The 14,412-nt window shown below is 41.2% G+C and carries 12 protein-coding genes and 3 pseudogenes; 5 read left to right on the top strand and 10 right to left on the bottom strand.

Annotation, left to right across the window (positions count from 1 at the left end; genetic code table 11):
- The 5 genes and pseudogenes from H5058_RS17430 to H5058_RS17410 form a co-directional block, all read left to right on the top strand.
- Nucleotides 1-324 (top strand): annotated as a pseudogene (locus tag H5058_RS17430) (transposase); the annotation flags it as partial.
- A 207-nt stretch (nt 325-531) separates the two neighbouring features.
- Nucleotides 532-660 (top strand): annotated as a pseudogene (locus H5058_RS18635) (transposase); the annotation flags it as partial.
- A gap of 216 nt (nt 661-876) precedes the next feature.
- A complete protein-coding gene (locus tag H5058_RS17420) occupies nt 877-1,446 on the top strand; it encodes a hypothetical protein (RefSeq protein WP_182679238.1) in 570 nt (189 codons plus the stop codon).
- A 16-nt stretch (nt 1,447-1,462) separates the two neighbouring features.
- A complete protein-coding gene (locus H5058_RS17415; protein WP_011329854.1) occupies nt 1,463-2,044 on the top strand; it encodes a hypothetical protein in 582 nt (193 codons plus the stop codon).
- 85 nt (nt 2,045-2,129) lie between these two features.
- Complete coding sequence (locus H5058_RS17410; RefSeq protein ID WP_024600501.1) at nt 2,130-2,837, top strand: TOPRIM nucleotidyl transferase/hydrolase domain-containing protein; 708 nt, start codon at nt 2,130-2,132, stop codon at nt 2,835-2,837.
- A gap of 28 nt (nt 2,838-2,865) precedes the next feature.
- On the opposite strand, the pseudogene H5058_RS18560 reads toward H5058_RS17410, so the two are convergent.
- From H5058_RS18560 to H5058_RS17365, 10 genes and pseudogenes are all read right to left on the bottom strand, one after another.
- A pseudogene (locus H5058_RS18560) lies at nt 2,866-3,117 on the bottom strand (IS110 family transposase); the annotation flags it as partial.
- Nucleotides 3,118-3,246: 129 nt separating this feature from the next.
- Complete coding sequence (locus H5058_RS17405) at nt 3,247-4,038, bottom strand: sterol desaturase family protein (RefSeq protein WP_182679236.1); 792 nt, start codon at nt 4,036-4,038, stop codon at nt 3,247-3,249.
- Nucleotides 4,031-4,675, bottom strand: coding sequence for a CDP-alcohol phosphatidyltransferase family protein (locus tag H5058_RS17400; RefSeq protein WP_182679234.1), 645 nt, complete (start codon nt 4,673-4,675; stop codon nt 4,031-4,033). Before H5058_RS17400 ends, H5058_RS17405 begins: the two co-directional genes overlap by 8 nt.
- A gap of 16 nt (nt 4,676-4,691) precedes the next feature.
- Nucleotides 4,692-5,330, bottom strand: coding sequence for an ATP-binding cassette domain-containing protein (locus tag H5058_RS17395; RefSeq protein WP_089369152.1), 639 nt, complete (start codon nt 5,328-5,330; stop codon nt 4,692-4,694).
- A gap of 39 nt (nt 5,331-5,369) precedes the next feature.
- Complete coding sequence (locus H5058_RS17390; protein ID WP_182679232.1) at nt 5,370-7,124, bottom strand: ABC transporter permease; 1,755 nt, start codon at nt 7,122-7,124, stop codon at nt 5,370-5,372.
- Nucleotides 7,121-8,419 carry an ABC transporter substrate-binding protein gene (locus H5058_RS17385; RefSeq protein WP_182679230.1) on the bottom strand — a complete coding sequence of 433 codons (1,299 nt, stop codon included), beginning with the start codon at nt 8,417-8,419 and terminating at the stop codon, nt 7,121-7,123. Before H5058_RS17385 ends, H5058_RS17390 begins: the two co-directional genes overlap by 4 nt.
- Complete coding sequence (locus tag H5058_RS17380) at nt 8,406-9,236, bottom strand: DUF547 domain-containing protein (RefSeq protein ID WP_182679228.1); 831 nt, start codon at nt 9,234-9,236, stop codon at nt 8,406-8,408. The genes H5058_RS17385 and H5058_RS17380 overlap by 14 nt, the downstream gene beginning before the upstream one ends.
- A gap of 1 nt (nt 9,237) precedes the next feature.
- Entirely contained in the window at nt 9,238-11,403 is a 2,166-nt protein-coding gene (locus tag H5058_RS17375; protein ID WP_182679226.1) for an FAD-dependent oxidoreductase, read from the bottom strand.
- Between the two features lie 24 nt (nt 11,404-11,427).
- The gene (locus H5058_RS17370) at nt 11,428-13,788 is read right to left on the bottom strand and encodes a TonB-dependent siderophore receptor (RefSeq protein WP_182679224.1); all 2,361 of its coding nucleotides are present in this window, start codon (nt 13,786-13,788) and stop codon (nt 11,428-11,430) included.
- A 498-nt stretch (nt 13,789-14,286) separates the two neighbouring features.
- A partial coding sequence (locus tag H5058_RS17365) for a transposase (protein ID WP_182679222.1) occupies nt 14,287-14,412 on the bottom strand: 126 nt, incomplete at its 5' end.

The raw sequence follows: 14,412 nt of genomic DNA, 5'->3' as shown, positions 1-14,412 counted from the left end.
CCGAAGCAACTCCTGCGCTTTTCAGGTAAATCAAAAAAGCACATGGCGAAAGGATTACCCTTTGCGCTTAAATCTTACCTTGAACTAGTAGAATTAACCGGGCGTTGTATACGCGAAGGTAAAGCCGGCTATATCGAAAGCAGCACTTTACCCCTGTTACAAAGAGTCAACATTACCCCCGAAAACTGGCTAAAACTCACCACACAATTTAGTCGCGTATTTCATGGTGCAGTAGGTCGCCCAGCGTCGCACGAAGGATACTGCGAACACCTAAACAGAAAGCGGCGCACCAACGTTAGTAACTGCGAAAAGCTACTGGCTTAAAGTTTTACTTCAAAAACTCTCCGTAATTCCCCCTCACTGTGAAAGCAGAGTATTTCGCATGCCTAAAAATGAGTAATAAGTAGGTAAATACAGCGTTATTTGAATAAGTCGAAGTATCTTCAATATTTAGGACACTTTAAGCCAAACGATATTTACCTTAGTAGAAGTTAAAGCGATTAATAATTAGAATGGGTGTCATGTTATTTTTTTGGCAACATTACAGTGAATAAAGGGATGAATAAATTGACCTTACGGGGTCAACTGAAAGTGAATGCGCAATGGCAACTGTATTGCCTTGTTCATAATATAGAAAAGCTACAAAACACGATGCATTAAGAGGGGTAAGCCTTTTTAACCTCAATAAAGCCACTTAAACACCAGTAATACCTTCCAAAATGCCAATTAAAACAACATCAAACTCCCACTTTATATTCTGCATAAAATAAGTAATCGATTGAACCAAAATAGGAACTCAGCTATGGTTTGTTTATCAATAAAAGCAAATAAAAAAACGAGTTAATCTACAGGCTCGTTATGTGAAAGGAATCATCGATGAACAATGATCTATTAATTGAAATTATGGTATTTACACTTCCATTTATAGTTGTATTCGCTTATTTCAGCAGCGTTAAACAATCAACTAAAGAGTTTGGCTCTGATTATATGGAAGTGGTTATATCCTACCAATGGAAATGTTTGAAAGGTATTGGTCTTATTTCAATTTATCTTGGGCTATCTTTTTATCAAGGTGGCTGGGAGAAAATATTAACCGGTGTGGCATTTTCAGCATCGGCCTTTACTTTCTTTGTGCTAGCAATACATGAAATGGCATGTGGTATTTGTGTTTCTCATAAAATGAATATACCTAAAAAAGGTATAGTCATTATATCTAGGTTAATTATTATCGGCCTTGTGCTTTCTCTTATTAGTACAATCCTTGTTTTTCTGTCTACTTCCGTTCACTGGGTGCTTTCAGGGTTCCAAATAATTCTATTCTTGCTGGCGGTACTGGCATATTACATTGCAGGTACAACCATTAACCTAATTCGTATCGGCCACGTTCCAACATCACATAACAAGTCAAGCAACGCGGACGGCGATAAAGCTGCCGCCGGTTCTTGAGGCGTTAGTTACCATCATGAATCGAACTCATTTAGCACTTGTATTCACATTAGGAATATTCTTTTTGCCCATCATATTCTTAATTTGGGACGAAAATGTTGATCCTCCTTTTATTTCAAATTCAATATATGACTTCTTGGTATATAAGCTAATCCCAGTATTGGCAGGCATATTAAGTATTATATTCTTTGCCTTCTCGTATAGGAAATATAAAAGCTGTAGTCACTATCAACAACAAATGAAACATCAATTTGAAGACCAAGGTAAATTTCGCTCAACGTTAGGTATGATTTTTTTACCTGTTTTAGTATATGGTTGGATTTGGGCTGCTATCGGTGCTCCAATCAAATTATGGGCTTATTATTCTGTAAATGAATATTGGTCAAAAGAGTACCATTTAAGTAAGGTTGAGAGTTGTGGTAGTGATTATGAATATGAGTGTACTCGCCTCACTTTTTTAGACTTAGATAGCAATAATAAACACTCTGTTAGATGGTACTATGATAAATCATCATTGATGAAAGTTAGAAATAAAAATATAAATGTCATCGGTGAACAAGGTTATTTCGGTTATATTATCAATGGACTGGAGTGGTAACTAACAACACGCCCTGAGGTGGACGACTAGTAAAATTCAGCCATTTTATTGCCTCTGAATGAGGCGTTATATTTTTAGGTGAAGTATGTCAGATTTCGAAAGAATTCAATATGGTGTAATTCAAGACCAACTTTGTGAAGAGATGCGATGGGATGCAGCAAGTAGAGAGTCAGCACTGGAACAGTGCATATATTTATTTGTTGAAGGAGAAAGTGAAGAAGGCGCTTTTAGGATTTTGTTGGAAGAAGGTTTAGGGATTAACTTTTCTGACTACGGTGTCGTTATCGCTAATTACAATGGTATAGGTAATTTAAAGCATGTAATCAGAATAATGAACCAAACATTGAGCCACGATCGCCCAATGATTTTTACTTTTGACGATGACGACCCATCTAAAGTTCCAGCAAAAAACACTTTGCCAAGTAACGTTCATTTGTTCAAAGTTCCTTGTACACCGACAGTTACTTTATCAAATGGGTTACAAGGCGGTTCCTTTGAAGAGTCTTTTAAGTCTTGTGACTTTATTGATGCATGTTTTGAAACGAACTTTTTAAAAGCTAACCCTCAGATTTCCAAACAAAGCTTTATTAATGTATTCGACAAAACTAAGCCGTTTTATGCTCAGATTGTAAAATTCTTAAAGGCTCAAGGGTTGTCGATATATACTTTATCTAAGCCTGAAATAGCGGAGAATATGGCAGTGTCCTGTACTCCGGAACCAGATACATATGTAAAACTGGCAGATTTAATTCAACAAATACGAACTCAAAATCCAGTAAAAGTAAAAATATAACAACACGCCCTGAGGTGGACAGCAAGCACTAAAGCTCACTTTCCACCGCAAATTTTAACAGCGGTGATCCCTTACTTTTCAATGCGATTAAGTAAGTTGATTCATCGTAGGGCGTATGTGTTTTCCAGCACCTAAATAGTATTCTTATCCACTTAAATGCTAATGATCTGATGATGGTATTATGGGGTTTTCCTTTGGCTTCTTGCTGCCGATAATATGCTTTTGCCCAAAATGAATAACGCACAGATAATCCTGCCCATTCGACAAATTTTTGCTTTAAAATTTAGAAATTATACAGACATCCTTAAAGTTTTCACCTGGCGTATTCATAGAGTATTTTATTTATACCAATCTACATCAAAGGGCTTTTAAGTAGATTGGCATTGTGTAAAGTGCAATATAGTTGTTTTTACTTGTTTTTAAACGGCATGATGAGTAACCCCCACAGCGAGGCGTTTTGCTTAGCACTTGGGTATTCAACCAAACCTATATCTATTTCTGCGTCGACTTTTTTGGCCTCACTTTTATAGCTGCCAAAAAGTTTGTCCCACCAAATTACGCTAAACCCATAGTTTGAGTTTGTTTCACTCACTACTTTACTATGGTGAATGCGGTGCAGTATTTGCGTCATTAATATAAGGCGTAGTGGCTTTTCAATGGCGTTTGGTAGGCGTATGTTTGCATGGTTAAACAAGGCGAGTCCATTTAACGCGATTTCAAATATAAGTACGGCAATGGCGGGTACGCCAAGTGCAGTAACTGCAATGAGTTTTATAACTATGCTGAGCACAATTTCGATGGGGTGAAAGCGCAGGCCTGTACTGGTATCTACGTGCGCATCGGCGTGGTGTACGCGGTGCAAACGCCATAATAGTGGCACTTTATGAAACAATCTGTGCTGCCAATAAATGAGTATATCGAGCAGTACAAGGCTTAGCACTATGGTTACTATGCTAGGTATGGCTAGTTGGTTAAATAAGCCAATGCTGTGCTCATGATTGTAAAGTGCTACTGCGGTTAAACCAAGTGGTACAACTAAGCGCGCAATGATAGATGAGGCAAACACTAAGCCAAAATTTGCAAACCAGCGAGTGCTGCTTTTAATGGGCGATTGCCTTGCGGGTTGTCGCCATTCAAGCAGCATCATTATGCCTAAAATGCTAAAAAAGCAACCGAGTCGCCACCAAACTTCGTTAGTCATTATTATTTATAACCTCATTGGCTTCTTGCTGTTTAAGTGTGTGGTAGCCGCCATGTATACGGGTAAATATGGTAATGGCGCAGGCTACAGCAAATGTGCCGGCGAGGAGGGCAAAGTGCTGCGGCCAAATACAAAAGGCTATAAATAGCGCTATTGTTTCTGTGCCTTCGGTTAAGCCATTTAAGTAGTAAAAGCTTTTGTATTTAAATTGTGGTTTTTCGAGTTTAAACTTTTCAGCGGCTATGGCAAAGGCTAAAAAGCTTGAACCCGTGCCAATAAATGCAGCGAGTAATATAGCGCCTGCAATGGCGTTTTGTTCGGGGTTTGCCAAAATAAAGCCAAGCGGAATGGCCGCGTAAAATAAAAAGTCGAGTGTAATATCTAAAAAGCCGCCGGCGCTTGAGCTTAAATTAGCATGGCGTGCTAGTGCGCCGTCAAGCCCATCTAAAATGCGATTTAAAACAATGGCAGCTAATGCGCCGTACCACATTTCAAAAGCAAGTAATGGCACTGCGAGCAAGCCAATTAAAAAGCCAAATACCGTTAGCTGATCGGGTGTTATGCCGCGCTTATGTATCAGCATTACCGCAGGCTTTAACAGTGGCTTTATTACAGGGGTGATAAATTTATCTAACATAGGGAGCCTTGTGCGCTTAAAGTACAGTATTTAAGGTGAAAAGTTTACCGTTTGCAGCGTCGTAATCGCTATGATCGTGCGTTACCATAATGGCAGGCAGTTTATGTTGGCGTATTTGGCTAAACACCAATTCACGAGTATCAACGCGCAGTTGCGTGTCGAGCTTACTAAAAGGCTCATCGAGTAAAATAGCTTTTGGCTCACTTAATAACAGTCGTAATAGCGCAACGCGTGCTTGTTGACCGCCGGACAAGCTATCGGGATGGCGATTGGCCATTCCTTTTAAACCAACTTGCTCAAGTGCGTGTGCTATTTTGTCAATGCGTTGTTTTTTATCCCCTTTGGGCATAGCAAAAGCAATATTACCCGCCACACTTAAGTGCGAAAACAATAAAGCGTCTTGATACAGTACGCCAATATGGCGTAAATGCGTGGGTAAATCATTTATATTTTTACCGTTAAGCCACACCTCTCCACTGGCTTTAAAACCACTGGGTAAAGTACCTGTAAGCCAATTTAATAAGCTTGATTTACCGCTGCCCGATGGGCCCATAATCGTTAGAATTTCACCACCATTAACTTGCTCGTTTAAGCTAAGTAGTCGCTCATTTTGGCGATAAAGCTGACAATTTTTAATCTGTAAAGATGACTGCATTAAAAAACCTTTAACTCAATACTGTTTACTGTGGGAGCTTTACACTCGTGCGCTTTTAAAAAAGTACTTAGGTAAACCCCATGCCAGTATAAATCCAATAAGCGGGAGTGCCATTTGCATAATAGCGTATACGGCACTGGTGCGCCTACTTGCGCCATTTGCCAGGGTAACTGCTTCGGTTGTTATGGTGGCTATACGCCCGCCACCGGCTAAAAGTGTTGGTAAATATTGGCCAAAACTGATCGCTAACCCCAATGCGGCTGCAATTAAAATAGGTGCAAATAGTTGCGGTAATTTTACTTTAAAAAACACTTTGCAAGGCGCTGCACCCAAACTTGCTGCAACGCGCGCAAAGCGAGAGTCTAACCGCCTATAACTGCTCGCGAGTGACAAAAATACGTAAGGCAAAACAAACAGTAAATGTGTAAACACCACATTAAAAAATGCGGCTTGGTTATTTACCCATTGTTGTATCCATACTAGGCCAAACAAAAAGGCAATACTGGGTACTAATAGCGGTAAGTAAATAATTAAACTGGTAAAGCGAGAGATGGGTTTGTCGCTTAACTGCTCCGACTCTAAACACAATAAAGTAACCGTAATGGCAAATACCGTTGTGACTAAACCAATAGCTAGGGTATTAAAAAGCGGGTTGCTCATTTGCATTAATGCACTGTTAAAATGCAGTAGTGTAAATTGCTCAGGGAGTGCATCGGGAAAGCGCCAAAAGCCGGCAACCGACCACAAAATAAGGGCAATTAGCGACAGTAAAATAAAACCGATCACTAAAGCTGTGAGTATTATCGTTAGTTTTTGCCAATAAAACCCGCCGTATTCGCGCACCCCGTTAGTGAGTGAGTCGCTAAACAATACCTTTATCGCTTTTTCGCCGCTAAGCCAAAGCGCAAGTAACCCACCCGTGAGTGCCAGTTGTAGCAAAGCACCGGCTGAGGCTTTAATACGTAAGTTTAAATCAACATCGTTAAACCAATGCATAATAGCTACCGCTAATGTTGGCGGTGTATTTGGGCCTAAAATAAGTGGCATTTCTACACTGGCGCTGGCATAAGCGAGCACAGCTAAAGTAGGTAAACGCAGCAGTGGGTAAAGGCTAGGGAGTATTGCTTTAAAAAAGGCGGTCATGGGGCAGTAACCCAAATTAAGCGCAACTTTATGTTGCTGGCGTAATTTTTTGCCAAGCTCAGGCTGCGCCAATACGCCCAGTGCCATTAATAACAAAAATGGCAGTTCTTTAAGCGTTAACCCTAAAATTATACTAATGCCGAATGAGTCATGCGGAAATAGGCCGTTTGGTGCAAGTTCCCACCCGCTTAACCAAGGCGATATAATTCGTGAAATCATGCCTGAAGGGGCAATTAAAAAACCTACCGCAATAGCTGCTGCAGCGTGTGGTATAACTAAAATAGGGCTCAGTAAACGCTGAATGCGGTTAAGCCAAGGGCTGTTAAAAAAAGCGGCTAAAATCATCAAAGTAATAATAAAAGCAAGTAAGGTACTTATTAAACCGGTGCCAATACTTAGCATAGCCATATTTACTAGGCCGGGTGTTTGCCAAAGCATGGTAAAGCCTTGCAAGCCAAATGTAGTTTGATCAAGTGCAGGGGCATAACCAAAGGCGGGTAGTAACACACTAATTAAGCCGCCAAGTACGGGTAAAATAAGTAAAACGAGTAAAAAGCGTGGGCTTAATTTTACTATTTTACTAAACATATCATGGCTTTTACGGGCGTGAGGCCCATGGCTTGTCGCCACTTTATTGCTAATAACACTCATTGGCTTACCCCATAGCGAGTTTGCCAGCCTTGCATTATGGCATTTACCCAGCTTGGGTGTGGCTCGTTCAATGTGCGCTTAATACTGTTAAAAGGCAGTGCGCTTGGGTGCGGTTTAGCTGTTTTAAACAGTGCTTGTTGCTCAGGCGTTAGCCTTGATTGAATAAGTACGCTTTTATCGCCCCATATATGTGCTTTTTGCTTTTGGGCTTGTGCCTCAGGGCTTAATAAAAAGTTAGCGACTAATTGCGCGCTTTGCGGGTGGCTTGCATTATAAGGAATTGCCACAAAGTGAGTATTACTTAAACTGCCATCAGCCATTGCATAGCTGCGAATGCTTTTTGGTAAATCGAAGCGTTTAACTGCTGCGGGCACTTCGGGTGCTGAAAAGGTAAAGGCAATACTTAGCTCGGTATCGTCTACTAAACGGCGCATTTGCGCGCCACTTTGCATAAAGTGAGTGCCACCACGCCAAAGCGTAGGATGTAGCTTATTTAAAAAGTCCCACAATGGGGTTAATACTTGTGCTGTGTTGTTAGCGGTAGCCGCTTGGTTTAACTGTGCTTTAATATTTTCGCTGCTTTGCTGATGCAGTATTACTAAGGCGTATTTTAAAAAGCTCATCCCTAAAAAATCAGGCGGCTTTGGGTAGTTAAAGCGCCCCGGGTTTTGTGTGCTCCAGTTTAATAATTCGTTTAATGTAGTAGGGAGTTTATTGTTTGCCTGTTCATTTATTGCAAGGCTGTCGTAATAAAAGGTGAGCGATGCTTGCCCCCACGGTGCTTCCATACCGTTTGTGGGTATGCCAAAGTCAAAATTAACTGCAGGGTTATTAGCGGGATCTGTGTATGCAAAGTGTGGCAGTTTATTTGCCCACTGTTTTAACAACAATGCGTGCTCGCTCATAGTGGCAAAGTTAGCGCCGTTTATCCATACCAGATCAACACTGCCTTGGTCATTATTATGTGCTGATTTTTCGGCCAACACTCGGCTTACTGCTTCGCTGGTGTCGCTGAGCTTTACATGCACTAAGTTAATATTATATTTAGTTTTAACTTGCTGGGCAGCCCATTGAATATAGGCATTTATTTGCGCGTCGCCGCCCCAGGCATAAAAGTACACGCTTTGGTTATTACCAAGCGTTTCAATATTTTCCCAGCGAGTGAGTAGTTCTTTACTCATATTATGAGCGCTGTTATTAGCAAAAGTACTTAAGCTTGTTATTAGGCAAACGCAAAACGCGACACAGTAAACACTGTAACGCGTAGCTGTTTGCCAAAACTTACTGGCGAGCATTTAAATCCCAGTTGTAGTCTAAAAATTTTACTTTCATGTCATTATTTCTAAGCGCTTTTTGCTGAGCGGGTACTAGTTTAAGTGCATCGCTATATTGCAGTAAAAACTGCTGTAGCGTGTCTGCACCTCTAAAACCTTTTTCAAAGTCATCGCCGTACCATTTAAATATAGAGGAGATATTTAGCGTATTTTCCTGCGCAAAATTACGTGTTGTATCAGATAAAAAACGCACCGTTTGCTGTTGCAATTGGCTCTCTAGTTCAGTAGCTGTGAATGCCTCCTCGCGCAGCGCAGGGCAACCAATACTTGCACAATTTACAGCAAAATGAATACGTGGGTCGTTATATTTACCGCTGCCACGAATTAAACCGTGCTCTATGTCATCAAGGCTGCGAGTTTTACCAAGTAGTGGCACAAACTCTTTGCTCCATGGTGAGCTAAAAAAGCTGCCTAAGTCTTTTATTGATTTAAGGTTTGGGTACTTAGTCAATATAAGTTCAACAGTCCACGCATTATACGCATTAATTAAAAAAGCGAGTTGCTTAGCCTTTTCCCACGCGTCAAACTCGTTTTGTGTTACAGCACTTAACGAATCTAAATACGTTTTTAGCTGTGCATGCTCACGTTTTATGGCTGCGTAATCAACCTCTGTGCTGTGATTATGGTTAATCGCTACAACATGCTTATTTAGCAATGCATTCCAGCTATCGTGCAGGTTATTAGTCGTACTTTGCGCTTGGCTTGAAAGCGACGTTATAAGCGACGTTGCAAGTAACGCTGCACTTAATAATAAAGGCTTTAATGTTGTGTTAAACATATTAGCCTCGACGCCACGTATGATATTTTTCGAGCATGTTAAGTACTTTTTCAGGCGCATGCGCGCGTTTCCACTCACCTGCAGCGTATTTGTTGCCTTCAGCCCAAGTAGGATAACTGTGTATAGTACCCAGTATTTTATTAAGGCCTAAACCGTGTTTCATGGCCAGTACAAATTCAGCAATTAAATCACCCGCGTGTTCAGAGACCACAGTTACACCGAGTATTTTGTCTTTGCCTTTAGGGGTAATGACTTTTATAAAGCCTTTTGTGGCGCTGTCGGTAATTGCGCGGTCTAGCTCTTCAAACTCAAAACGAGTGATTTCAAAATCGATACCTTTATCAATTGCATCTTGCTCGTTTAAGCCCACACGTGCCACTTCTGGGTCAATAAAGGTGGTCCATGGAATAACGCGGTAATCTACTTTAAACTTTTTAAGGTTACCAAATAAGCCGTTTACTGCTGCGTACCAACCCTGATGAGCCGCTACGTGCGTAAATTGATAAGGGCCAACAATATCGCCTGCGGCAAAAATATTAGGGTATAGCGTTTCTAGGTATTCGTTAGTGACTATTGTACGGTTTGTTTCTATGCCTAGCGCTTCAAGGCCGTAACCTTTAAGGCGGGCACTGCGGCCAACAGCGCATAGCAGTTCGTCGTATTCAATAGCAATTTCTTCATCATTGCCTTCGTTAAGGCGTTTAACAATAATGTACTTTTTACCGTCGCGCGCTTCACAACGTAATGCCTGATGTGAGGTTAAAATGTTAACGCCGCTTTCGCTCAATGCTTCATGAGCAAAGGTAGACACTTCAAGATCTTCTTTGATCATGATGCGCTCCGCCATTTCAATTTGCGTAACGCTTGAACCTAAACGGGCAAAGCTTTGGGCTAATTCGCTGCCAATAGGGCCGCCGCCAAGTACTACAAGCTTTTTAGGTGCTTCGTCAAGCGCTGCAAATTTATCCCACAAGGTATCGCTTGTTACATAACCAGTTTCTTCTATACCGGGTAGTGGCGGTACAAATGGGCGTGCGCCAGTGGCAATAACAATAGTACGCGCAGTTAATGTTTGCGTGCCGCCATCGTTAAGTTTAATTTCTACCGTCCACGGGTCGATTAATTTGCCGTAGCCTTTTACTACGTCTACGCCTAAATTAGTGTAGCGCTCTATGCTGTCGTGCGGTGCTATATCGGCAATTACTTTATGAACACGGGCCATTACTTTTTTAAACGAAAACTGCGGTGTCATGTTTTCTAGGCCGTAGTGTTCACCGTGGCGAATTTGCTCTGCAATTTTAGCGCTTTTAATTATCGCTTTACTTGGAACGCAACCGTAGTTTAAACAGTCGCCGCCCATTTCGCCCGCTTCAATAAGGGTTACTTTTGCTTTAACAGCAGCGGCAATATAGCTTGTTACCAAACCACCAGCACCCGCGCCAATAACAATCATGTTACGGTCGAAACTTTTAGGTTTAGTATAGTTTTTGTATACACGACGTTTTTTAAACACGTTTAAGATTCCTTTAGCAATAAATGGGAATACGCCCAATAAAGCGAATGATAAAATTAAGTCCAACGATAAAATGCCCGATAAACTCTCTATTTGAGCAAGCTGCGTACCTGCATTAACAAATACAAATGTACCGGCTAGCATACCCACTTGGCTTACCCAGTAAAAAGTCCATGACTTGATGGCTGTTACGCCCATTAACAAGTTGATTAAAAAGAACGGAAACACCGGCACTAAACGCAACGTAAATAAGTAAAAGCCGCCTTCTTTTTCAACGCCTGCATCAATGGCTGCTAAACGCTCAGGAAAGCGCTTTTTAATGGTATCGCGCAATAAGTAACGTGATACTAAAAAGGCCAGTGTGGCACCTATGGTTGATGCAAACGATGCAACCAATAAGCCTTCAACTAAGCCAAATAAAGCACCCGCTGCCAGTGTTAAAATAGCCGCGCCCGGTAAAGACAATGCAGTAACCACCACATACAATAAAAAGAATCCGCCAATGATTAATAGCGGAGATTGCGCTTTATATTGGCTAAACTGATCCATCGACCCTTTTAAGCCCTCAAGCGTAAGTAGTTGGTGCAAATCAAAATGAAAGAACAGGCCGATGGCGACCGCTGCAATCAATAACAAAAGTATTTTTTTAATCATGTTCTCTCTCTTTCAAACTTGCCTTTAAAAATTATGCGTAAGCGTCAGCTTGGCGTTTATTGGTAATTCAGGAAAAGCCAAGGTTGCACCAAAATAACCTCCTTCAAATACAGGGCGCCAATTTTTTTGATTGGTAACGTTGTTTACATCTAAGCGTAACTTGGTGCTAGGCGTAAAAGCATAGCTAGTATTTACGTTTAATGTGTACTGATCGCGAATATGTACGGTTGCCAAAAAGTCTAATGGGTAACTCTTTGTATATAGACCTGAAAAACCCGTTTGCCATTTCGAATTAATTGAATAATTTCCGTTAAAGCTAAAAGACTGCTCTGGAATGCCTTGAACTTGGCTACTTGAAGGCGCAAATGCGGTAAAACTAGGAGCGCCCACACTGGTGCCTGCAATAATATCAGGGCGTGAGTTGTCAAATGCATCGGCTACTTGGGCAGAATCTTGACTACTTGCAGAATTATCGTAGCGGGCGTCAATGTAGCTATAACCTGCGCTTAACCAGTACGGGTAGGCATCGTAAAATACTTGGCTTTCAAAACCTGTGGTGCGAATACCGGTATTACTGCCATCGCGGTTACGTAAACTACGGCGTTGGCTAAATATTGCGCCATCGGCGTACCAATCGCTATTGGTTGGTGCATATTTTAAACCAAACTCAACTAGGGTATTTTCGGTGGCAAAATTTTGCGCACTAATGGTATTGTCGCCGCCAAGTGTAGTGCCGCCAGCCATGCTATTTGATGTGGCTTCGTTGTAACTTGCTGCGCCATAAGTGGTGTAATCATCGCTTAGTCGGTAATTAAAACTTACTTGCCCTGAATGCAAAGTGTCGTTAATGCTGTCGCTGGCGGCAATTTGCCCTACAGGTGCTATTGGGTCGTTTGCTTGTACGTCATAAAAATCAACGCGGTAGCCAACACTGGTATGAAACTTACTAGTCCAATCTGAATCTTGCTGAATAGCCACCCCTGTTTGCCATGAGCGTGAGTCTGTGGTGTCTGATAAGTTAAAGTCGCCACTGCCGTCGTTATTAATATCGTACTGACCACCCGGCGATACAAATACACCTGGGCGAAGTTCAACAAAGCGTGCTTGTTGTGCATCAGTTAAAGGAATGCGCCTATTTGAAAGTGGGCCAGTTAAATCTATGGGTAAGTCGGCTTCGGTGGTAAATTGGCTGTAACCTAATACGCGGTTATAACGTACATCAAAGGCAAAAATAGTTTGCTGGTTACTATTCCAAAGGTAGGTAAGCTCGGTACGGTTTTGCGCGGTATCGGCACCATCTATAATTTCAACAAAGCTGTTTTGTGCAATTTCATCACGTTGTAAATGCTGAAAGTAGGAAATGTTTTTAATTGACGCGTTACTAGAAAGCTCACGTTTATAAATACTGTGTAGTAAGTAAGTAGTGGCTTCGTTTAGATTATCAGGATCGGTCAGTACTGTACTACGGTCTATTTTAACTTGCCCGGTTGGCGAAATAATCGAACCCGCTAAAGGTACAGTGCTACCATTTGCTTGCACACCTTGGCCGGTAATATACAGTCCGTCATCTATTAACGCCTGAGTAGGGCGGTTAATACCGGCGTTATCGGTAAATTCAACTTGGTATAATTCAAAATTAAGATCCCAGCTGCTTTTATCATCAGGAAATACACGCAGGGCTGCAAATAAGCTGTCGCTTTTTGTGCCAGAGTAGTCGTAATAACTGCCGTTATCAATATGCTCTGCACTAACTCTAAAACCTACTTTGTCTTTTACTATGGGGGCGCTGTAGTCAACCAGTACACGATATTGATCCCATCGTCCTGCCGATAAGCTTGCTTTACCTTTACTTTCGTCTGTAGCGGCTTTTTTAGAGTGTAAGTTTACAAACCCACCATTGCGTTGGCTTGAGCCAAATAATACCGGTGGCGCACCTTTTACTACATCTATCTGTTCTATAGCGTTGAACGATAACGGTACACCAAAGCCATTGTTGCCCGCTTGACGACGTGTACCATCTTGAAAAAGCTCACCTAATTGGCCGCGTATTGTGGGTAAACTTGGCGCGCCAAAACCACTGGCTGAATAGGTATTAGGGCTTACTGCAAGCACATCTTGTAACGTGGTAATGTTAAGCTGCTCTATTAGCTCGCTCGAAATAGGCGTTACCGAACGTGCTATGTCTTTTAGTGCTAAGTTGTCGCCAAATGGGCCATCTATGCTGGCATCTTTAACTGAAAGGCCTTGAGATTTAATAACTTGGCCAGCTACTTCAATGTGCTCTATGGTGTTATTGGTTGTTACTGTTGAGCTTTGGGCAGCTTGCGCCAGCAGTGGGGTATTTAATACGCTTGCTAACGATAGGGCTAAGTATTGGTATTTCAAGGGCTTTCTCTTTTTTGTTAATAGTTGATGATGATAAAGACCGAAAGGTGTAAAAATAACTTTCAGTAAAGTTTCGATTCTTTTTATTTTTTAGGGCATAACAAAACAGCTGCGTTTAAAGCGTGCTAATAAAATATTGCCGTTTCATTTGTAAAAAAATAGCAATAGAGTGACGATATTACACAGATTATAAATAATTGCTTTTAAACATATTTTTAAATTGTAGTCTACTTGCCAGCAGTTAACCTATTATATTTATTAGCTTTTATGTACAGCGTTTAAATACTTAAAATAAGCCGTGCTTTAACTGTTAATAAGCTAAGTAGGTAAGGGTAATTAAAAATAATTATGCTTTTTTGAAATAAAAACCAAGTTATACGGTCTTGGTAATTTAATAGTTTATTAATATTTTTATCGAATCCTTCCGAGAAAACCCATTGATCGACGCGAAGCGGCGTCGATGGGATGAATCGGAATAACTAGCCCTGATTTTTGAATTTATTTTCGAATTGTATCAGCAGAAGCATTTCCAACTGAGCAAACAAAATACCCGTCAGACCAAAAGGTTTTCTCAATCCAGAATTGCTTTTTCAACCACTTAAATCTCGACCATAGGCTTTGTGT

It is taken from the genome of Pseudoalteromonas sp. SR45-4 (assembly GCF_014163535.1).
GTDB classification, from domain to species: Bacteria; Pseudomonadota; Gammaproteobacteria; order Enterobacterales; family Alteromonadaceae; genus Pseudoalteromonas; species Pseudoalteromonas nigrifaciens.
Note: the sequence above shows the minus strand (reverse complement) of the source record. Positions and strands in the feature narration are given on the sequence as shown.

Excerpts from the sequence above, each read along its gene's own strand:
- H5058_RS17420 (WP_182679238.1), top strand. The coding sequence starts at position 877 with ATGAACAATGATCTATTAATTGAAATTATGGTATTTACACTTCCATTT.
- H5058_RS17415 (WP_011329854.1), top strand. The coding sequence starts at position 1,463 with ATGAATCGAACTCATTTAGCACTTGTATTCACATTAGGAATATTCTTT.
- H5058_RS17410 (WP_024600501.1), top strand. The coding sequence starts at position 2,130 with ATGTCAGATTTCGAAAGAATTCAATATGGTGTAATTCAAGACCAACTT.
- H5058_RS17405 (WP_182679236.1), bottom strand. The coding sequence starts at position 4,038 with ATGACTAACGAAGTTTGGTGGCGACTCGGTTGCTTTTTTAGCATTTTA.
- H5058_RS17400 (WP_182679234.1), bottom strand. The coding sequence starts at position 4,675 with ATGTTAGATAAATTTATCACCCCTGTAATAAAGCCACTGTTAAAGCCT.
- H5058_RS17395 (WP_089369152.1), bottom strand. The coding sequence starts at position 5,330 with ATGCAGTCATCTTTACAGATTAAAAATTGTCAGCTTTATCGCCAAAAT.
- H5058_RS17390 (WP_182679232.1), bottom strand. The coding sequence starts at position 7,124 with ATGAGTGTTATTAGCAATAAAGTGGCGACAAGCCATGGGCCTCACGCC.
- H5058_RS17385 (WP_182679230.1), bottom strand. The coding sequence starts at position 8,419 with ATGCTCGCCAGTAAGTTTTGGCAAACAGCTACGCGTTACAGTGTTTAC.
- H5058_RS17380 (WP_182679228.1), bottom strand. The coding sequence starts at position 9,236 with ATGTTTAACACAACATTAAAGCCTTTATTATTAAGTGCAGCGTTACTT.
- H5058_RS17375 (WP_182679226.1), bottom strand. The coding sequence starts at position 11,403 with ATGATTAAAAAAATACTTTTGTTATTGATTGCAGCGGTCGCCATCGGC.